Here is a 19,421-nt window from a genome sequence, read left to right on the forward strand (position 1 = left end):
TCGATTAATTGCCACGTTGATGCAGGCAGTGATAGAAGATGCAGGAGCCGAAACAGGCGCTCTGGTTCTCCTGAAAGATGATCGACTCACTGTGGTGGCTCAATGCAGCGGAAGTAGACAGTGTGACCTAGAAAAGCTTGCTGTTGCCGACTGTGCAACGATTCCTGTTTCCGTCATTCACTCGGTAGAACGCACTCAAGAAACTTTGGTGTTTGATGATGCAGTCAGCGAATCGTCTTTTTCAACTGATCCTTACATTCAACACCGACAAACGCGATCGCTTCTCTGTATGCCAATTCTCAAGCAAAATCAGCTGATCGGCATCCTTTATTTGGAGAACAATCTTAGTACCGGAGTATTTGCTAGAGATCGCTTGCAAGTTCTTAAACTGTTGATGGCTCAGGCAGCAATTTCACTGGAGAATGCTCGGTTGTATGAACGGTTAGCAGATTATGCCGAAACACTGGAAAGGAAAGTAGAAGAGCAAACTCAAGCCTTGCAGCAGGAGATTGCTGAACGTCAACAAACCGAAGCCGCATTGAGACAAAGTGAAGCAAATTATCGCAACCTGCTACAAACTGCGAATTCAGTTATTATTCGCTATGATCCGCAAGGAAGGATTCATTACATCAACGATTATGGGGTAAAACTCCTGGGCTATGAAGAACATCAGATTGTAGGGCGAACCTTATTTGAAACTATCATTCCAGAAGCCGAACTTTCTGGACGCGATATGAGACCCTTTGTTCATGATTTACTTCGTAATCCTCAATCGTACCCGCGAGGCGAGAATGAAAATCTGTGTCGAGACGGGCGGCGAGTTTGGGTTGCTTGGTCAAATCAAGCGATTTTGAACGAACAGGGAGATTTAGTTGAAATTTTATCGATTGGACATGACATCACCCAGTGTAAAGAGGCAGAAGAAGCATTACAACGCAGTGAAGCCAAGTTCCGAGCTATCTTTGAAAACTCACAGGTCGGCATCTTCCGAACCCGCTTCTCGGATGAATTAATTCTCAATGCCAATCAACGCCTTGCCAATCTGTTGGGCTTTGATTCACCGGAGGAGATTATTGGGCTGGAACACAGCATCGGCTATTTTGTAAATCCCAGCGATCACCAACACGCCATTGAGTTGGTGAAGCGAGATGGGGAAGTGCGAAGCTATGAAGCACAACTGCAAAAACGAGACGGGACAGTGTTTTGGGGGCTTTTCTCTTTTTATCTGAATGCAGCCGATGACTACATCGAAGGAGTGATTGCAGATATTAGCGATCGCAAACAAGCAGAAATCGCTCTACAAACGAGTGAAGAACGACTCCGCTTAGCATTAACCGCTGCAAATCAAGGACTCTACGATATGAATATCAAAACTGAAGAAATCGTGGTTAACCCAGAATACGCTTTAATGCTAGGCTACGATCCGGCGACATTTCACGAGACCAAATCTAGGTGGATTGAGAGTTTGCATCCTGATGACAGAGAATCAATGGTTGCAATTTACAATGGTTTTATTACTGGAGAAGTCCCCAACTATCAAGCAGAGTATCGCCAGCGTACCCAGGATGGTCAGTGGAAATGGATTCTTTCTGTCGGCAAAATTGTTACCTGGAATGAATCCGGTGAACCCATCCGAGCGTTGGGAGTTTATACGGATATCGACGATCGCAAACGAGCAGAAGCGGTGTTGCGCCAGTCCGAGGCTCAGTTTCGAGAACAGGCAATCCTCTCCGCTTTTCGTGCCGATGTGGACAGTGCCTTGGCGCAAAGCGATCAATTGCCCGTGATGCTGCATCGTTGCGCGGAAGCCGTTGTGAAGTACTTTAATGCGGCATTTGCTCGAATTTGGACAATCAATAAAGACCAGAATGTTTTGGAGTTACAAGCCAGTGCGGGAATGTATACCCGTCTTGACGGTACCTACAGTCGAGTTTCCATGAATAGCCTGAAACTTGGACGAATTGCTCAAGAAAGCTTTCCACTGTTGATCAACAATGTGTTTGATGAGTCATTTGTTGATCAAGAATGGGCAGAGCGAGAAGGTATTGTGGCATTTGCAGGCTATCCGATCCTGCTGGATGAGCAGTTGGTTGGCGTGATCGCGATGTTTGCTCGACAATCCATTCCGGCGTCTCACTTTGAGGCATTGGGGTTTGCCGCTCGCGAGATGGCATTGGGAATTAAACGCAAGCAAGCAGAAGCCGCCCTACAAGCCTCAGAGACAGAGCTACGGACTTTAATTGAAGCAATTCCCGATCCACTCTATATCCTGTCTGCTGAAGGGCAAATCATCTGTGCGATCGCAGTGGAACCGTATCTGCAATGTCAACCTGTCGAGGAGATGATTGGTAAAACTCTGCATCAACTCGGAAAGGAACAAGCCGATGAATTTGTCGGTTATATTCAGCAGGCACTGACGACTCAAGAAATTCTCACCGTTGAGTACAGGATGTTTTTGAATGGACGAGAAGTCTGGTTTTCGGCTCGGATTGCACCACTCCCCCATGAGCAGGTGATTTGGCTGGCGCGAGATATCACACCGCAAAAGCAAGCAGAAGCAGCCTCGATCTTAGAAGAGCGTAACCGCATGGCACGCGAAATTCACGACACGCTCGCTCAGGCGTTTACAGGCATTCTGGCTCAGGTAGGAGCGGCAAACCAGGTGCTCACGGATGATTTAGAAGCAACTCAAGCACACCTGGATCTGATCAAAGAATTGGCACGAACTGGACTGACTGAAGCTCGGAGATCGGTAGTAGCGCTCCGTCCTCAGCTTTTAGAGGAGGGCAGTTTACAGAGCGCTCTACATCGTCTCGTCGCTCAAATCAGGGCTGCTGCAACTGACACCACCTTATATTATGAGATTGAGGGTGCAATGTATTCTCTACCGACTGAAGTCGAGAGTAACCTGCTGCGGATTGGGCAGGAAGCATTAACGAATGCGACCAGACACGCCAATGCCGATGAAATTCGAGTCGAGCTAGTCTACGATCGCGATCAAGTTTGCTTGCGTGTGAAAGACAATGGACAGGGCTTTGGAGTTGGGAGTATTCCATCTTCTGAGGGTTTTGGCTTACTCGGCATGAGCGAACGGGCAGAGCGCATCGGCGCACAACTCACGATTCGGAGCCAACCTGGACAAGGAACAGAGATTGTTGCCACTGTCAATCGGGAGTAGCATCACGATGAGCCAAGCCACAACAATTCGGGTTCTGATTGCAGACGATCATGCCATTTTCCGGCAAGGATTAGCCACGATTATTAACCGTGACTCAGATATGCAGGTGGTTGCCCAAGCGGAGAATGGGGAACAAGCGATCGCGCTATTTAAGGAACATCAACCGGATGTCACGCTCATGGATCTCCGGATGCCGGAAGTGGAAGGAGTTGCCGCTATCGGTGCAATTTGTGCGATCGCTAAATCTGCTCGAATTATTGTACTGACCACGTATGATAGTGACGAAGATATTTATCGAGGATTGCAGGCAGGCGCAAAAGGATATCTATTGAAAGAAACTGAACCTAACGAGCTTCTGAATGCCATTCGCACCGTTCATCGGGGTCAGCAGTATATCCCGCCCGATGTGGGAGCAAAGTTGGTACAGCGCCTCAGCAATCCAGAACTGAGTGAAAGAGAACTAGAAGTACTCCGCTCACTGGCGCAGGGGATGAGTAATGCCGAGATTGCGGCGGCTTTGAGTATCGGTGAAGGCACGGTTAAATCTCATATCAATCGGATTTTGAATAAGTTAGATGTCAGCGATCGCACCCAAGCTGTAATTGTTGCCGTTAAACGCGGCATTGTTAATTTATAGGATGTACTTTCGATAGAATTGGGATTCTAACTTGAGTTATAACCAGCCTTCTACTCCACGATGGCATGGTTGCTCTATCAATTTATACTGTAAAAATTTTAACTTGCTATAGACGACAGCTTGAAGGCGATCACCTATATTGAATCTATGCAAACAGTTATGCAATCAATGAACTCATGCAAGTCAATTGCAAGGTTCCATGTTTGATGCAAATGTAAAAAAATGAACGACGATCGTAGCCAGAGTTCCTTACTTGTACTACCGTCAACCCAAGATTGGATGCAAGGTGTGCTGAGTGCCAAGGTCGTGCTGGTGATGTATGGAGACTATCAATGCTCTAGAAGTGCAAACGTTTACAAGATGATTAAAGTGATCAAACGAGAGCTTAGTACTGCTTCTGGAGAAGATTATTTATGCTTTATCTTCCGTCATTTTCCGCAAATACAGATTCATTCTCATGCTCAACGGGCAGCCCAAGCCGCTGAAGCCGCCGCTGTCCAAGGACAGTTTTGGTCAATGCACGATACTTTATTTGCTCATCAACAAAACTTAGAGAATGGTTATCTTGTTGAGTACGCCAATGATTTAGGGCTTGATATTCCTCAGTTTCTCAAAGAGTTGTCTAAACAAGTGCATGTCGATCGTATCAATGAAGATATCGAAAGTGGATGCAAGAGTGGAATAACGGCTGCTCCAGTCCTATTTATCAATAACATTCGATATGTCGGATGTTGGAGAATAACAGAGTTGATGGCAGCCATTGTTGCTGCAAGTCACTAAGCTCTTTTCATATCTGACTTGTTTGTTAATGCTAGTATCCGCGATCGCCCTTACTACAAAAATCAGGAGGTTACACCAATATGGTTCAAGAGCAAACTGTAAACAAACCAGAAAATGTACAGGCAACTCCCAACCTAACACCAGCCCAGGAGGTTTTGCAAGCAGTCTGGGAAGCGCATGTGCAGTCCGAGTTTGTCAGTCACAACACTGAAGATGCCCTCGCTACTATGGTTGAGGATGCTTACGTTAACCACATTCCGGTTATGACTGGGGGAGTCGGGAAACCAGCAGTAGGCGAGTTTTATTCCAAATACTTCATCCCACAGATACCGCCAGACTTGGAGCTAATCCCGGTTTCGCGCACGATCGGGACTGATCAACTCGTCGATGAAATGGTGGCTAAGTTCACTCATACTGTCCGGATGGACTGGATGATCCCCGGCATTGCTCCGACAGGAAAACAGGTTGAAGTCCCAGCGGTTGCAATTATCCGGTTCCGTGACGGCAAGCTAGCCCATGAGCACATCTACTGGGATCAGGCGAGTGTATTGGTTCAACTCGGCTTGCTCGATCCCGGTACGCTGCCCATTGTGGGCATTGACAGTGCGCGTAAGCTAGTCAATCCAAACTTGCCCTCAAATGCACTCATTGATCGCAACTCAGTGTAGGAGCCAGCAAATATAAAGTTGCACAACAACAGGGAAAGATCATGATGCTTAAGAATAAGGTTGCTTTAGTGACTGGAGGAACATCGGGTATTGGTCGAGCAACGGCGATCGCGTTTGGTGCTGCGGGTGCAAAAGTCGTGTTCTCCGGCAGACGCGAGGCAGAAGGCGAAACCACTTCTGCGAGGATTCGTGAGACAGGAGCGGAGTGTTTGTTTGTGCGATCGGATGTATCGAGTGAAACAGAGGTGAAGGCGCTGATCGAGAAAACAGTCGCAACTTACGGAAGGCTAGACTTTGCCTTTAATAATGCTGGGGTTGGTACAGTCCCAAAGCCACTACATGAGCAGTCTGTTGAAGACTTTGACAGCACGATGGCGACCAACCTGCGGGGTGTGTTCTTCTGCATGAAATATGAAATTCAGCAGATGCTGACTCAAGGAGCAGGAGTCATCATCAACAACTCTTCAGTATGGGGATTGATCGGGGCACCTGGATTTGGTCCTTATACTGCGAGCAAACATGCTGTGATGGGTCTCACTCGTTCTGCTGCGCTCGATTATGCCAAGCAAGGGATTCGGATTAATGCCGTCAATCCTGGCTATATTCGCGGCACAGAACTAGTTACTCCTAAGAGCCTCCAAGAGATGGGTATGACTTTAGAGCAGTTTGATTCGATGTTGTCGTCGAGCGTCCCGATGGGGCATAGGGGTCAACCTGAAGAAATTGCTGCAACGGTTGTGTTCTTATTTTCTGATGCTGCCAGCTACATCACAGGTCAGTCTTTCGCAATTGATGGTGGACTCATAGCGAGTTAATTTTTGATTTTTGATGGTGGACTCACAGTGAATCGATCCATTTCAAGAGAGAACAACCGGACTTAATTTTAGGAGAAATAGAATGATACTTCAGGGTAAAGTGGCGTTAGTCACTGGAGGAACAACGGGAATTGGCAGAGCAACGGCGATCGCATTCGGTGCTGCCGGAGCAAAGGTAGTATTCTCAGGCAGACGCGATGCAGAAGGTGAAAAAACCGCCAAACTGATTCGCGAAACAGGCGCTGAATGCTTATATGTTCATTCAGATGCCTCGAATGAGGAAGATATCAAAGCGTTAGTGCAAAAGACGGTTGCAACCTACGGAAGACTCGACTGTGCTTTCAATAGTGCAGGCATCGAAGGATTCATCAAGCCGCTGCACGAACAGTCAATTGAGGATTTTGACAAACTGATGGCGATTAACGTGCGGGGACTGTTTTTGTGCATGAAGTACAAAATTCAGCACATGTTGTCTCAAGGATCTGGCGTGATTGTGAATAACTCCTCAACAGCAGGTTTGGTTGGATTTCCAGTAAGCTCTCCTTACAATGCGAGTAAACATGCTGTCATGGGACTAACGCGATCGGCAGCATTGGACTATGCAAAGCAGGGCATTCGGATTAATGCAGTGAATGGTGGATTCATACAGACTGAGATGATGGAACGCACACTCAGTCAAGTAGGTAGCACAGTTGATTATCTGGCATCTCTGGTTCCGATGGGGCGCGTTGGTCGAGCAGAGGAAATTGCTCAGGCGGTTGTGTTTCTTTGCTCTGATGTTGCCAGTTACATCACAGGACAACCCTTAACGATCGATGGCGGATATACAGCGAGTTAATTTTCGATCGTCAATGGTGGACTCACAGCGAACCGATCCATTTCAAGAGAGAACAAATGGGCTTGATTTTCAAATCGCAACTAAAGGAATTCTATGTCAATTTTTGTCTTAGTTCATGGTTCCTGGCATGATGGTTCTGCTTGGCAAGCAGTCGTTGACCATCTAGAAGCAAAAGGACATCAAGCGTTTGCTCCCACGATCGCCGGACATGGTAAAGGCGTGAATAAGAACGTTAACCATGCTCAATGCACACAATCGATCGTCGATTACATTGTGGACAAAGACTTAACCGATATTGTTCTCTTAGGTCATAGTTTTGCCGGAACAATCATTGCGAAAGTTGCTGAAGCAGTGAGCGATCGCATTCGACGACTCATCTTCTTAGATGCCTTTGTCCTCAATGATGGTGAAAGCATCAGAGATAGTATTCCGCCACACTATCAGACGTTATTTGACTCTCTAGCTAGAGAATCGGACGATCATACGCTGGTGATGCCGTTTGAACTTTGGCGAGAAGTGCTTCTCAATGATGCTGACCTCGAACTGGCTCGATCCAGTTACGCACGATTATCACCTGAACCGTATCAACCGTGGATTGACAAGCTGGACCTGAAGCAGTTTTACTCGCTGCCCATTCCTAAAAGTTACCTCTACTGTACAGAAGATAATGTCCTCCCTCAAGGCGAACAGTGGGGTTGGCATCCGAGAATGTCTAACCGCTTGGGGCTATTTCGGCTTGTACAAATGCCCGGTAGTCACGAGGTGATGTTTTCTAACCCGGTTGGTTTAGCAGAAAAGATTATTGTGGCAGGGCGCGACTAGCAGCAGAATTTGCAATCGCCAACCCACGAATGTCGCCGTCATTCAACAAACAATGACCTGAAAAGGAGAAATCATGACAACTACATACCGTCACAGTGCTGCTGAAGTATCAAGTCTTAATACACCAATGCAAGCAATTTTTGATTATATTGTGATTGGCGCCGGTTCAGCAGGCTGCGTTGTTGCCAACCGTCTTACAGAAGACCCTAATACTAAAGTATTGCTGCTCGAAGCGGGTGGTCCTGATACCAAGCCAGAACTTCAAGTTCCCTCAGTGTGGCCTACTACACTCTTAGGCTCGGAAGTGGACTGGGCATACTTAACTGAAGGGGAACCTTACTTAAATAACCGCAAAATTTTATCTTCACGCGGTAAAGTCTTGGGCGGCAGCAGTTCGATTAATGGCATGATTTATATACGAGGCAATGAACGTGACTACAATAGCTGGCAAGCGTTAGGTAATATTGGTTGGAGTTATCAGGATGTCTTGCCTTACTTCAAGAAATCGGAAAACCAGCAGCGGGGAGCATCGTTATTTCACGGGGTTGATGGACCACTTAGCATCACAGATCCACTCTCTCCTGCAAAAGTGTCGCAACGCTTTGTGGAAGCCGCAATCGCACAGGGCTATGAGCAAAATCCCGACTTTAATGGCGTACAGCAGGAAGGTGCAGGACTTTACCAAGTGACCGTGAAAGATGGCAAGCGCCAAAGTACAGCAGTGGCATTTCTGCGTCCAATTTTTGATCGCCCCAACTTGACCATTCAAACAGGAGCATTGGTGACTCGTTTACTCTTTGAGGGAAAGCGCGCGGTAGGGGTAGTGTATGTTCAAAACGGAACGGAGTATCAAGTTAGGGTCAACTCCGAAGTGATTTTGAGTGCTGGCGCCTTCGATTCTCCTAAACTGCTCATGCTTTCTGGAATTGGACCAGCTGAACATCTGCGGGCAGTAGGCATTCCTGTAGTTTTTGATTTGCCGGGTGTCGGCCAGAATCTTCAAGATCACCCACTTGCTGTTATTGCCTACCAGTCTACTCAGGACGTACCCCTGGCGCCAAGTAGTAATGGGGGAGAGGCTGGGTTATTTCTGCATGTCAACAATAATTTAGATGCTGCGCCTAATTTGCAATTTACAATTGTTCCGATTTTATATGTCGATCCTGCTTATGCACGTGAAGGTCCGGCATTCACCCTTCCCTTTTACATCACCCGTCCCGAAAGTCGTGGTAGTGTAACACTACGTTCCTCCTCCCCCTTTGACCCACCGTTGATTCGGGTCAACTATCTTCAGAAAGAATCTGATATGCAACTGATGGTTGAAGGACTTAAAATTTTGCGTCAAATTGTGTACTCCGATGCGTTTAATGAGTTTCGGGGCGAGGAAATTGCTCCAGGGAGTTCCGTGCATAGCGACAAAGCAATCGAAGATTATATTCGGCAAACGTGCGGTACGGGATGGCATCCTGTTGGGACGTGCAAAATGGGTATTGATCAAATGGCGGTTGTCGATCCTCAACTCAAGGTACGGGGGATTGAAGGGTTACGAGTTGTTGATGCATCGATTATGCCAACTATGATTACAGGAAACACAAATGCAGCGGCAATTATGATTGGAGAAAAGGCTGCCGATTTGATAAAAGTTGGAACAAAATTGCCTCAATGATGGTGAAAGCCTCAGAGATAACATTCCGCCGCACCATCAAGCGTTATTCGACTCGGCGGACTGTTGGAGTTGCGACCTTGGGGATCGCCTTGCCCTCACGATTACATCAATACTCCTGATGGATGTGGATCGGGCTGAGAGCGATCGAGCTGCAACTGCTTTTCTATTGTCAGGAGTGAAGCATTTAGAGCTTTCAGTAAGACAGGAAGTTGCATCTGTTGCTGCCTGATCGTGTCTTTCGATCAACGATCGGACATCTCGCACCCCATTCGCTCACATGGTAAGACTCTGAAGTATCTAGAACATTCACAATTACAGGAGATTCAAATGACAATTTCAACTCAAACATCTTCAACTCTAGGCTCAAATCCTTTGAGTTCGATGCAAATCGATCATGTTTGCTTGAATGTCCCGAACTATGAGGAAACGCTTCAGTGGTATCAAGAAAAGCTAGATGCGACGATCGAGCGAGAATTGACAGTTGATGTCTTCCCCGACCTGAAACTGGCTTATTTGCAAGTCTATGGATTTCGGATCGAAATTATCGGCAGCACTCAGTCACGCTCTGGGATGCCCGAAGCTAAAGACCTTGGTGAAGGAGTACGCACGAGCGGCATTGGACATTTTTGTTTGCGTGTTGATGACGTGGATGCGTTACTGGCTGAATTGAATCGACGCGGTGTGCCAACCTTTGTTGAATTGGGCAGTTACCCTGATGCTGGAGTTCGGCTCTGTTTTGTGAAGGACAATAACGGCAATCTCATTGAATTTGTCACTTTTTTGAAAGATTCTGCACAGTAATTCCTGGAGAAAATCCATCATGGCTCACGAGTCTACAAAACTTGCGATCGCCAATACCACTGAAAAGGAGAAATCATGACAACTACATACCATCACACTGCTGCTTTCAACGATCTCGCAGCACTGCTCACAGGACAGCTTTTTCTTCCTCAAGATGCTGATTATGAACAGGTGCGTCAACTCTTTAATGGCAGGGTGAAGACACAACCCGCTGCGATCGCTCGGTGTCTCACTGTACAGGATGTGATTCATACGATTCGCTGGACAAGAGCACAGGGACTGCCCCTCTCGGTTCGAGGTGCTGGACATGAGATTTTCGGACGATCGCTCCGTGAGGATGGCGTGGTCATTGATCTCTCTCAAATGAAAGCGATCGCCATTGATCCTGTTGCACGCACAGCCCAAATTCAAAGTGGAGTGACGGCGGGTGAACTGATCGGGGCAGCCGAAAAATACGGGTTGGCGACGACTACAGGAACCATTTCCAGCGTTGGCATGACAGGACTGACTTTAGGAGGAGGCTATGGTCCGCTGACTGGCGCTTATGGATTGGCTGCTGACAACCTGCTATCCGCACAGGTCGTCACTGCCGACGGGCAACTGATGACTGCAAGTGGTGAAAAGCATCCAGACTTACTTTGGGGACTGCGGGGAGGTGGCGGCAACTTTGGCGTGATTGTGTCTTTGGAATATCGTTTGCATCCACTCACGAAAGTGCTATCGGGTTTGCTGCTCTATCCACTAGAGCAAGCCAGAACCGTGTTCCGCAATTTCAACGAGTTCATCAGCACTGCACCTGATGAATTGACAGTTCGGTCTGGATTCCTTCAGATCCCCGATGGTCCGACGGTGCTGTTTCTCTCACCGACTTATTGTGGCTCGCTCGAAATGGGTGAGCAAGCGATCGCACCTCTGCGGACTTTTGGGACAGTGCTAGTCGATCAGATGCAACCTGTTTCTTATCACGAATTAATTCATAGTAGCGATGCCTTCACTCCAAAGGGTCGTCACTACTACCTTCAAACTCAGTCACTTAAGCGACTCCAGACGGAGACGATCGAGGCACTGATTGAACAGGGACTCCCATTGCCTTCTCCGTTTTCGGCGATTAACATCCATCACTTTCATGGAGCCGCAAGTCGGGTCGGTGTGTCCGAGACTGCTTTTGCGCTGCGCCAGGATCATCTGATGGTTGAGCTAATTGCAGCTTGGGAGCCACAGGACGATGAGCAGCGGTATATCCAATGGGCACAGAACCTCTCACAGGCACTAGCACCCTATGCTTTCAAAGGGGGATACATCAATCTCCTAGATGAGCAAGAACAGGAGCGCGTTCGGCTTGCCTTCGGGTCGAACTATGAGCGATTGCTCGATCTTAAGCAGAAATACGATCCAGATGATGTGTTTCGATCGACGATTGGACATCTCGCATTACAGCACAACAATTAACAATGAAAAAGCAACTGATCAATCCGCCACAACTCTATGATGCAAGACCATTTGGAATGTCTCAAGCTGTTATCGATACTGCATCGGCTACCATTTACGTTTCTGGTCAAGTTGATTGGGATGTGAACCATCAAGTCTCATGCCCTACTGTTGAAGGGCAACTCTCAAACGTGCTAACGAACCTAACCGTCGTTCTAGAGGCATCGGGAAGCTCGGTCGAAAATTTGCTTAGCCTTCGCATCTATGTTCGCGGTGAATTTGGAGACTTCATTGGAACTATCGCCCCAATTCTGGCGCAATTTCTGGCAGAATCGCGTCCTGCTGTTACGGGTATTGGTGTTGCCTCACTTGCCTCAAAAGAAACATTGGTTGAGATTGAGGCAATAGCAACACTGAAGTGACGCACCGATTTCCGAAAATCATGTTTAAGAATGACCTCAAACGGAAATACGATTCGGATGATGTGTCCGGCGGATTCCAAATCTAAGCGTCGAAGCTCAGTCCGAAGACGATCAAACCTTTTACAGGCGCAATCAAAGGAAAATATATGAAAGTACGCTACGGGTTTCGACAGGTTGGCGATGTCGAAGTGTTCTACCGCGAGGCTGGGTCAAGCAATGCGCCAGTAATACTGCTGTTGCACGGCTTTCCAACCGCTAGCCACATGTTCCGCGACCTGATCCCTCTCCTTGCCGATCGCTTTCGGCTCGTCGCGCCGGATCTGCCTGGTTTCGGACAGACCAAGGCACCGCCGCGCGAGACGTTCGACTACACGTTTGACCGCCTTACCGACGTGATCGAGGGCTTCACCGCTGCTTTGTCGCTCGATCAATACGTGCTCTACATCTTTGACTATGGTGCGTCGGTAGGACTGCGTCTGGCGACGCGCCATCCTGAACGGATATCTGCGATCGTCTCGCAGAACGGCAACGCCTACATCGAGGGTTTCAGTGACGAATGGGGCCCGTGGGAGTCCTATTGGCGTGAACCGAGCGCAGCGAATCGGGAAGCCTGCCGACCCTCGCTCGCGCCGGACACAATCCGGAACTGGCAGTATGGGACCGGAGCCGATCCAAACCTTTTGTCGCCCGACGGCTACGAACTCGACATCGCCTACATGGGGCGGCCGGGCGCGGAGGAGATCCAGCTCGATCTAATCCTCGACTACCGCAGCAACGTCGCGCTCTATCCCGCCTTCCAGTCCTACTTTCGCGAACACCGTCCGCCGCTTCTCGCCGTTTGGGGGCGTCATGATCCGGCGTTTCTGCCCGCTGGTGCCGCCGCTTATCAGCGAGATCTCCCGGATGCAAAGATTCATCTGCTCGATGCCGGACATTTCGCGCTGGAGACACATGCGGAGGAGGTGGCAACTTTGATCCGCACGTTCCTCGATAGCGCGATCGGCTCCACCACTGTGAAAATCTAACTCACGTAAACTCAACCAGGAAAACACCATGTCACAAAAACTCTCAGGAAAAGTTGCGCTTGTCACTAGCGGCTCCAGCGGCATCGGTCTTGCCACAACCAAGCGATTTGTCGCTGAAGGTGCCTATGTCTTTATCACGGGTCGTCGTCAGACTGAACTTGATGCGGCTGTAAACGAGATTGGTAATAACGTCATGGGCATTCAGAGCGATGTCTCAAATCTGGCAGACCTCGATCGGCTTTACGCCACGATCGAGCAAAAGCAAGGTCACTTGGATGTGGTCTTTGCGAATGCTGGCGTTGGACAACCCATCCCGCTCGGATCAATCACCGAAGAACATTTTGACAAAACATTCAACACCAATGTCAAGGGTCTACTTTTCACTGTGCAGAAAGCACTGCCACTGATGCCAGAGGGTGCTGCCATCATCCTGAATGCCTCAACTGCTTCTATCGTTGGCACTCCAGCCTTCAGCGTGTATGGCGCGACTAAAGCTGCCGTGCGATCGTTTGCCCGCTACTGGACACTCGACCTTAAAGAACGCAAAATCCGGGTGAATGCTATTAGTCCTGGCACGGTTCCGACTCCTGGTTACGATCAGTTTGGATTCAGTGAGGAGCAGGCGAAAGAATTTGTGGAGAGCCAAGCTAAAAATATTCCATTGGGACGAGTCGGCACGCCCGACGAGATCGCCAAAGCCGTTGTCTTTCTGGCTTCCGATGACAGCAGCTTTGTCAACGGCATCGAGCTATTCGTCGATGGTGGCATGGCACAAATCTAAATAGGTGCTGTGTCCAGAGCGGCCAGCTAACAATGCAGCAGACTGTTTAAAGCCGCTAGTGCTGCGTTCGAGTTTCTTTGCCGCCGCTGATTTGAGCCTTTGGGTGTTTTGTGTAATGTGAGGTGTAGAACGAATGACGGATAAACTTGAGCAGAACAAACAGACGGTCACGGCATTTTATGACCTGATGTTCAATCAGTTTCAGCCCGCAGAAGCCATCGAGAAATATGTCGGCGACGTGTACATCCAGCACAACCCAGCGGTGGCCGACGGGAAGCAGGCTTTCATCGAATATTTCGAGAGGATGGCGAAAGAATATCCGGGCAAGTGCGTCCAGTTTAAGCGCGTCTTCGCTGAAGGCGATTATGTAGTCTTGCATTGCTACCAACAATGGCCGGACGACAACGACTAGGCGGGCATCGACATCTTCCACCTGGATGATAAAGGCAAGATAGTCGAGCATTGGGACGTGCTTGAGACCATCCCGGAAGCGTCGGCTAACGATAACACGATGTTCTGAACGGTAACTACCTTACCAAATCGTGCTGACTTACGAAGTTAGGGAGAACTTACCTATGCTGAATGGTATTGAAATCCCGTCACTGTTTATTCTAAATCAAGGAGAGTTGGCACAGATGGAATCTATGAAAGCAGCCGTATTAACTGCGTTTGGTGATGCTGAGAAGCTTGAGATTCAAACTGTTCCCACACCAACACTGAAGGCGAATCAGGTGTTAGTCAGAGTTTGTGCAACCTCGATTAACCCGATCGACTACCAAACTCGTCGTGGTGATTACAAGGAACTGGTTCGATTACCCGCTATCCTTGGAGTCGATGTTTCAGGGGTGATTGAGGCAATTGGCGAAGCTGTGACTGATTTCAAGGTGGGAGACAACGTGTATTACTCGCCGCAAGTTTTTGGAGAATTCGGTAGCTACGCTCAGTATCATGTGGCTGATGCAGCGATTGTTGCATTGAAGCCAGCAAATCTATCGCACATTGAAGCAGCTTCTTTTCCGCTTGCAGGCGGAACGGCTTGGGATTGTCTAGTGACTAGGGGCAATCTACAAGTTGGTGAAACAGTTCTCATCCATGCGGGTGCGGGTGGAGTGGGTTCGATCGCAGTTCAACTCGCCAAAGCAATAGGGGCATACGTTTTTGCAACGTGTAGTTCTAGAAACCGAGATTTCGTGACAGAACTGGGCGCAGATCGAGTGATTGATTACAAAAATGAAGATTACGTAGAAGTCATTCGTCAAGAAACAAATGGACTGGGTGTGGATTTAGTTCTAGATACGATCGGCGGAGAAACGATTCAGCGTAGTCTAGAAATCATTCGTCCCTTCGGTAGGCTTATAAGCATTGTAGACATTGCAATACCGCAATCGCTTCTTGAAGCATGGGGCAAGAATCTGACGATTCATTTTGTTTTGTCACCCCAGTACCGAGCAAAATTAGAGGCTTTGACAAAACTCATCGAGCGTCATCAGCTTCGCCCAGTGATTGATTCAGTATTGTCTTGGGATCAGGTCGTTCTGGCACATCAGCGTCTAGAGCAGGGAGGAACACGGGGCAAAATTGTGCTGAAATTTACAGAAAATTAGGGGGTGAGGCGAGTATTGCATCGGTAGTTGACGAAAGGCAATTCTACGATGAAAGTGAATAATTAAGAGTGAAGATGGCGCATCATTCAGACAGCAAAATTCAGCAGATTTCGGCACTTATCTTCGGCGGGTCTGTAATCTTTACAAGCGGCTCGACTATGAACTGGCAATACCCGCGAAATTGTTGAGAAAAAGCGGCTTACGAATTGACCAGAGGAGAAATTCAAATGTCAGACAAAAATAAAGCAATCTTAGAAGAGGCAAATGCGGCGATCACTGAAGGTAACAATGAAGGATTCTTGTCGTTCTGCGCCGACAACATGGAATGGACGTTTGTAGGTGACAAGACCCTTAAAGGAAAGGAAGCCGTTCGCCAATGGATGGCAACGACATACGTAGAGCCGCCAAAGTTTATGGTTGCTAACTTCATCGCTGAGGATGATTTTGTTACGGCACTCGGCGACATCACAATGAAGGACGAAGACGGGAAGGCGGCTCATTACTCGTACTGCGATGTCTGGCGCTTTCGCGGCGGTAAGATTGTCGAATTAAGGGCTTTCGTCATCAAAACCTCGGTCTGACCCGCTGTCGTCGTTCACGTCGTTTTCAACCTGCCCACTGTCCCGGTGATAGCAGCCGCTGGCATGGGCTGAGATGCGATCGGAGTTCGATTTTTGAAGGTCAATATTGATTGAAACAGGAGAAACAGAATGATACTGCAAGATAAAGTGGCGTTAGTGACTGGTGGCACAACGGGTATTGGCAGAGCAACAGCGATCGCATTTGGTGCTGCTGGAGCAAAAGTCGTGTTCTCCGGCAGACGCGATGCAGAAGGTGAAAAAACTGCCAAACTGATTCGTGAAACAGGCGCTGAATGCTTATACGTCCATTGAAACAAGTTCACTAACATCACAAGAATCTGACAAATCATTTTAAGAATCTGAAAGCAGTCAAGCATTGGAACTCAAGACACTTTAGATAGATAGAACCAGGAGTATTTAATCATGGTCAAAGAGCAAACTGTAGACGGACAAGCAAATTTACAAGCAACTACCAATTTGACACCAGCCCAGGAGTCTTTGCAAGCACTTTGGGAAGAGCATTTACAGTACGAGTTTGGCACTCACAGTACTGAAGATGCCCTCGCTACGATGGTTGAAGATGCTTACGTTAACCACATCCCGGTAATGACCGGGGGAGTCGGGAAACCAGCACTGCGCGAGTTTTATTCCAAATACTTCATTCCACAGATGCCGCCGGACATGGAGTTGACCCCAATCTCGCGCACGATCGGGACAGATCAACTCGTGGATGAAATGGAGGCTAAGTTCACTCATACTGTTTGGATGGAATGGATATTACCCGGCGTTGCTCCCACCGGAAAACGGGTGGAAGTGCCAGTAGTAGCGATCGTCCAGTTCCGTGACGGCAAACTAGCCCACGAACACATTTACTGGGATCAGGCAAGTGTATTGGTTCAACTCGGCTTGCTCGATCCGGGTACACTTCCCGTCCTGGGTTTGGCGCGCGATCGCTGTTGATAGATTAGATGCAGCTTTACGAGCGTGATGCGTAAAGCCCTTCGCATTTAGGCAGGGGATATAAGCTTTGGAGGACAAATTTATTTGTCTGTAATGTTTATAAAACGCAAGTACGATTTATAATACTAAAGGGGGTGATGAACAAGTGTTTAATCTGACATACGAATTTAAGTTAAAGCCAACCCATGCACAAGCTCAAACGTTTGAAGACTGGCTAGAAATTAACCGCCGTGTCTACAACTATGCTTTGGCTGAACGCAAGGATTGGTATTTATCGCGTAGTTGCCAGATGAATGCTTGTTCACTCAAGTACGAATACATTATTCCTGCTGATACACCGCGTCCAACTTACGCTAGTCAGTGCAAAGCGTTAACTGCTGCCAAAAAAGAGTTTCCAGAACTAAAAAAAGTACAGTCTCAAGTTTTGCAGCAAACTCTCAAACGTCTTGAAGTTGCATTTGTAGCGATGTGGGAACGTAATCATGGGTTTCCTAGATTTAAAAAGCCTGGGAGAATGCGTTCTTTTGTCTTCCCGCAAATGCAAGGCGAAAGACTAAGAGCAGGAATGGTTAATTTTCCTGTGATTGGATGGGTTAAATTCCGACAATCAAGGGGGATAGCTGATGGTGGGGTAGTAAAACAAGCCCGTGTAGTTAAACGTGTTTCTGGGTGGTATGTGATGCTAACCGTTCAATGGGATGTATCTGTACCTCAACCGATCCCACATGGGGAAGCAATAGGGATAGATGTAGGGCTAACAAGTTTCGTTGCAACTTCTCATGGTCTTTTAGTCAAGCGTCCGAGGTTTTTTGTAGATACCGAACGCAAGCTGAAATTACTGCAACAGCGTGTCTCAAGAAAACGTATTGGCTCGAACAATTGGAAGAAAGCCCAAAGGAAAGTTGCAAAACTGCATGAGTACGTTGCTAACTGTCGTAAAGATTGGCACTCTAAACTGTCTCACCAAATCTGTAATGATGCAGGGATGGTATTTCTGGAAGACTTGAACCTAGTAGGATTGTCTCGTGGAATGCTGGGTAAGCATTGTCTAGATGCTGGATTTGGTCAATTCTTCAACATCTTAGAGCAGACCTGTTTTAAGCGTGGTGTCTATTTCCAAAAAGTAGACAGTCGCAAAACCAGCCAGATTTGTCCGAGTTGTGGTATTGAGACAGGTAAAAAAGAATTATCAGAACGTACTCATGTTTGTTCACATTGCGGCTATACCACTGATAGGGATATAGCCGCCGCACAAGTAGTTCTGAACAGAGGACTTGCAGCTGTAGGGCATACGGTGAAGATGCTTGCTGAGGGTAAATTCATTGGAATCCCTGTGAAGCAAGAATCCCCGAATTTCTAATTCGGGGAGTGTCAAAAGAGATAGACAAGGGAGAAGTAGGTAAACTCGCCTCTAGTAGCGAAGTTGTTGCACTGATGATGCCAATTGCTTTTGAAGTGCCGCTATCACCGGAATGGACAGATGTTTACCTCTGGGCAAGTTATGATGCCTTCGTCAGGCACAGACCTTTCAAGAATTCAAATACGATAAATTATGGGAGAAGATTGGTACAACTCCGGTTTCGTATGAAAAAATCCGCTCTGATTATGAAACCCTGGCTGCTGATATTCGTTCTCGTGTAGTCAAACACGCGGCGAAAGAGGGATGGGGTAAGAAGTCTTCAAATAACAACAAGCACCCTGTTACAGCAACTTCAACTGAAAGTAATACTAAGATGGAGCAATTGTCACTGTTTTAATAACTAATTTTCAGAACTGTTTTCAACACTTCTCCCAAATTCCTTCCTCTCTTTGTCCGTGAGAGGAGGCAATTCTTCCTTATAATAAAAATTGCCTAATTTCTGACACTGATTGACATAAATTCGTCTTGCTGATTCACTTGCCTTTAAATCCTGACGCAAAAGTAATTTAAATGATTTTTCACGCTCCTTCAATTCTTTTGCTGCTACAAGAATTTCTGGTGATATGGCAGGATTTTCATAAGTAGAAAAAAGTTCTTCACTTGATAAATAAACGCTTAGTCTATTGCCAGCAGGTTGAGTTAGAAGACGCTGGGTATTATAAGAACGCCATAAACCTAACTTTTCGCGCCGTAGTGACTCAATTTCAACCTCACCAACACGGTCGCCGCACGTAGATAAAACAAGCTTTATCAGCCGCTACAGTCAAACTCACTCTCACACCATTACCATCAAAATAAAACGAGTCAATTAAGTCGTTCTCCGCACTAACTTCTCCAAGCTTCTCTTTATTTGATAAATCAGGTAACACTTCTGAATTTAACGACGGCGTAGCATTATTAACATTAGCTGAGGATAATGAAGGCGTAAGTGAAGGATTCGATTCTATAGCTGAAACTTTATTTTCTTTTTGTGGAGATGAACATTCAACCAGTAA

The 19,421-nt window shown here is 47.4% G+C and carries 19 protein-coding genes and 3 pseudogenes; 20 read left to right on the forward strand and 2 right to left on the reverse strand.

Going from position 1 to position 19,421, the window contains the following annotated elements:
- Window position 1: 1 nt before the first annotated feature.
- The 20 genes and pseudogenes from U2718_RS14770 to U2718_RS14865 form a co-directional block, all read left to right on the forward strand.
- A pseudogene (locus tag U2718_RS14770) lies at window positions 2–3,178 on the forward strand (PAS domain S-box protein); the annotation flags it as partial.
- A 7-nt stretch (window positions 3,179–3,185) separates the two neighbouring features.
- A complete protein-coding gene (locus tag U2718_RS14775; protein WP_342001333.1) occupies window positions 3,186–3,815 on the forward strand; it encodes a response regulator transcription factor in 630 nt (209 codons plus the stop codon).
- Between the two features lie 222 nt (window positions 3,816–4,037).
- The gene (locus U2718_RS14780; protein WP_342001335.1) at window positions 4,038–4,595 is read left to right on the forward strand and encodes a DsbA family protein; all 558 of its coding nucleotides are present in this window, start codon (window positions 4,038–4,040) and stop codon (window positions 4,593–4,595) included.
- Window positions 4,596–4,675: 80 nt separating this feature from the next.
- Window positions 4,676–5,263 (forward strand): ester cyclase, encoded by a 588-nt coding sequence (locus U2718_RS14785; RefSeq protein ID WP_342001337.1) that lies wholly within the window; start codon window positions 4,676–4,678, stop codon window positions 5,261–5,263.
- Window positions 5,264–5,304: 41 nt separating this feature from the next.
- Complete coding sequence (locus U2718_RS14790) at window positions 5,305–6,078, forward strand: glucose 1-dehydrogenase (RefSeq protein WP_342001339.1); 774 nt, start codon at window positions 5,305–5,307, stop codon at window positions 6,076–6,078.
- Window positions 6,079–6,160: 82 nt separating this feature from the next.
- A complete protein-coding gene (locus U2718_RS14795) occupies window positions 6,161–6,916 on the forward strand; it encodes an SDR family oxidoreductase (protein ID WP_342001341.1) in 756 nt (251 codons plus the stop codon).
- Between the two features lie 93 nt (window positions 6,917–7,009).
- Entirely contained in the window at window positions 7,010–7,738 is a 729-nt protein-coding gene (locus tag U2718_RS14800) for an alpha/beta hydrolase (RefSeq protein ID WP_342001343.1), read from the forward strand.
- 73 nt (window positions 7,739–7,811) lie between these two features.
- Window positions 7,812–9,404, forward strand: coding sequence for a GMC family oxidoreductase (locus tag U2718_RS14805; protein ID WP_411813297.1), 1,593 nt, complete (start codon window positions 7,812–7,814; stop codon window positions 9,402–9,404).
- Window positions 9,382–9,633: a hypothetical protein gene (locus U2718_RS14810; RefSeq protein ID WP_342001345.1), complete on the forward strand. Its 252-nt coding sequence runs from the start codon at window positions 9,382–9,384 to the stop codon at window positions 9,631–9,633. Before U2718_RS14805 ends, U2718_RS14810 begins: the two co-directional genes overlap by 23 nt.
- A 98-nt stretch (window positions 9,634–9,731) precedes the next feature.
- Window positions 9,732–10,205, forward strand: a complete 474-nt coding sequence (locus U2718_RS14815) for a VOC family protein (RefSeq protein WP_342001347.1) — start codon at window positions 9,732–9,734, stop codon at window positions 10,203–10,205.
- A 75-nt stretch (window positions 10,206–10,280) separates the two neighbouring features.
- The gene (locus U2718_RS14820; protein ID WP_342001349.1) at window positions 10,281–11,654 is read left to right on the forward strand and encodes an FAD-binding oxidoreductase; all 1,374 of its coding nucleotides are present in this window, start codon (window positions 10,281–10,283) and stop codon (window positions 11,652–11,654) included.
- 2 nt (window positions 11,655–11,656) lie between these two features.
- Complete coding sequence (locus U2718_RS14825) at window positions 11,657–12,055, forward strand: RidA family protein (RefSeq protein WP_342001350.1); 399 nt, start codon at window positions 11,657–11,659, stop codon at window positions 12,053–12,055.
- A gap of 146 nt (window positions 12,056–12,201) precedes the next feature.
- Entirely contained in the window at window positions 12,202–13,080 is an 879-nt protein-coding gene (locus U2718_RS14830) for an alpha/beta hydrolase (protein ID WP_342001352.1), read from the forward strand.
- Between the two features lie 28 nt (window positions 13,081–13,108).
- Window positions 13,109–13,861, forward strand: a complete 753-nt coding sequence (locus U2718_RS14835) for an SDR family oxidoreductase (RefSeq protein ID WP_342001354.1) — start codon at window positions 13,109–13,111, stop codon at window positions 13,859–13,861.
- Between the two features lie 187 nt (window positions 13,862–14,048).
- Complete coding sequence (locus U2718_RS14840) at window positions 14,049–14,273, forward strand: nuclear transport factor 2 family protein (protein ID WP_411813299.1); 225 nt, start codon at window positions 14,049–14,051, stop codon at window positions 14,271–14,273.
- A gap of 163 nt (window positions 14,274–14,436) precedes the next feature.
- Complete coding sequence (locus U2718_RS14845; RefSeq protein ID WP_411813298.1) at window positions 14,437–15,465, forward strand: zinc-dependent alcohol dehydrogenase family protein; 1,029 nt, start codon at window positions 14,437–14,439, stop codon at window positions 15,463–15,465.
- 227 nt (window positions 15,466–15,692) lie between these two features.
- Window positions 15,693–16,046 (forward strand): nuclear transport factor 2 family protein, encoded by a 354-nt coding sequence (locus U2718_RS14850; RefSeq protein ID WP_342001360.1) that lies wholly within the window; start codon window positions 15,693–15,695, stop codon window positions 16,044–16,046.
- Window positions 16,047–16,175: 129 nt separating this feature from the next.
- Window positions 16,176–16,352, forward strand: a pseudogene (locus U2718_RS14855) (SDR family NAD(P)-dependent oxidoreductase); the annotation flags it as partial.
- Window positions 16,353–16,469: 117 nt separating this feature from the next.
- A complete protein-coding gene (locus U2718_RS14860) occupies window positions 16,470–17,006 on the forward strand; it encodes an ester cyclase (RefSeq protein WP_342001361.1) in 537 nt (178 codons plus the stop codon).
- Between the two features lie 145 nt (window positions 17,007–17,151).
- Window positions 17,152–18,366 (forward strand): transposase, encoded by a 1,215-nt coding sequence (locus tag U2718_RS14865; RefSeq protein ID WP_342001363.1) that lies wholly within the window; start codon window positions 17,152–17,154, stop codon window positions 18,364–18,366.
- A 400-nt stretch (window positions 18,367–18,766) separates the two neighbouring features.
- Here U2718_RS14865 and U2718_RS14870 read toward each other — a convergent pair whose 3' ends face one another.
- Both U2718_RS14870 and U2718_RS14875 read right to left on the reverse strand, forming a co-directional pair.
- Window positions 18,767–18,958: a hypothetical protein gene (locus U2718_RS14870; RefSeq protein WP_342001365.1), complete on the reverse strand. Its 192-nt coding sequence runs from the start codon at window positions 18,956–18,958 to the stop codon at window positions 18,767–18,769.
- 178 nt (window positions 18,959–19,136) lie between these two features.
- Window positions 19,137–19,421, reverse strand: a pseudogene (locus tag U2718_RS14875) (hypothetical protein); the annotation flags it as partial.

Source organism: Chlorogloeopsis sp. ULAP02 (genome assembly GCF_038404745.2).
Lineage (GTDB): Bacteria > Cyanobacteriota > Cyanobacteriia > Cyanobacteriales > Nostocaceae > Chlorogloeopsis.

Coding starts and splice junctions, on each gene's coding strand:
- U2718_RS14820 (WP_342001349.1), top strand. CDS start 10,281: ATGACAACTACATACCATCACACTGCTGCTTTCAACGATCTCGCAGCA.
- U2718_RS14775 (WP_342001333.1), top strand. CDS start 3,186: ATGAGCCAAGCCACAACAATTCGGGTTCTGATTGCAGACGATCATGCC.
- U2718_RS14785 (WP_342001337.1), top strand. CDS start 4,676: ATGGTTCAAGAGCAAACTGTAAACAAACCAGAAAATGTACAGGCAACT.
- U2718_RS14860 (WP_342001361.1), top strand. CDS start 16,470: ATGGTCAAAGAGCAAACTGTAGACGGACAAGCAAATTTACAAGCAACT.
- U2718_RS14815 (WP_342001347.1), top strand. CDS start 9,732: ATGACAATTTCAACTCAAACATCTTCAACTCTAGGCTCAAATCCTTTG.
- U2718_RS14825 (WP_342001350.1), top strand. CDS start 11,657: ATGAAAAAGCAACTGATCAATCCGCCACAACTCTATGATGCAAGACCA.
- U2718_RS14800 (WP_342001343.1), top strand. CDS start 7,010: ATGTCAATTTTTGTCTTAGTTCATGGTTCCTGGCATGATGGTTCTGCT.
- U2718_RS14835 (WP_342001354.1), top strand. CDS start 13,109: ATGTCACAAAAACTCTCAGGAAAAGTTGCGCTTGTCACTAGCGGCTCC.
- U2718_RS14805 (WP_411813297.1), top strand. CDS start 7,812: ATGACAACTACATACCGTCACAGTGCTGCTGAAGTATCAAGTCTTAAT.
- U2718_RS14830 (WP_342001352.1), top strand. CDS start 12,202: ATGAAAGTACGCTACGGGTTTCGACAGGTTGGCGATGTCGAAGTGTTC.
- U2718_RS14780 (WP_342001335.1), top strand. CDS start 4,038: ATGAACGACGATCGTAGCCAGAGTTCCTTACTTGTACTACCGTCAACC.
- U2718_RS14850 (WP_342001360.1), top strand. CDS start 15,693: ATGTCAGACAAAAATAAAGCAATCTTAGAAGAGGCAAATGCGGCGATC.
- U2718_RS14795 (WP_342001341.1), top strand. CDS start 6,161: ATGATACTTCAGGGTAAAGTGGCGTTAGTCACTGGAGGAACAACGGGA.
- U2718_RS14840 (WP_411813299.1), top strand. CDS start 14,049: ATGTTCAATCAGTTTCAGCCCGCAGAAGCCATCGAGAAATATGTCGGC.
- U2718_RS14845 (WP_411813298.1), top strand. CDS start 14,437: ATGCTGAATGGTATTGAAATCCCGTCACTGTTTATTCTAAATCAAGGA.
- U2718_RS14790 (WP_342001339.1), top strand. CDS start 5,305: ATGATGCTTAAGAATAAGGTTGCTTTAGTGACTGGAGGAACATCGGGT.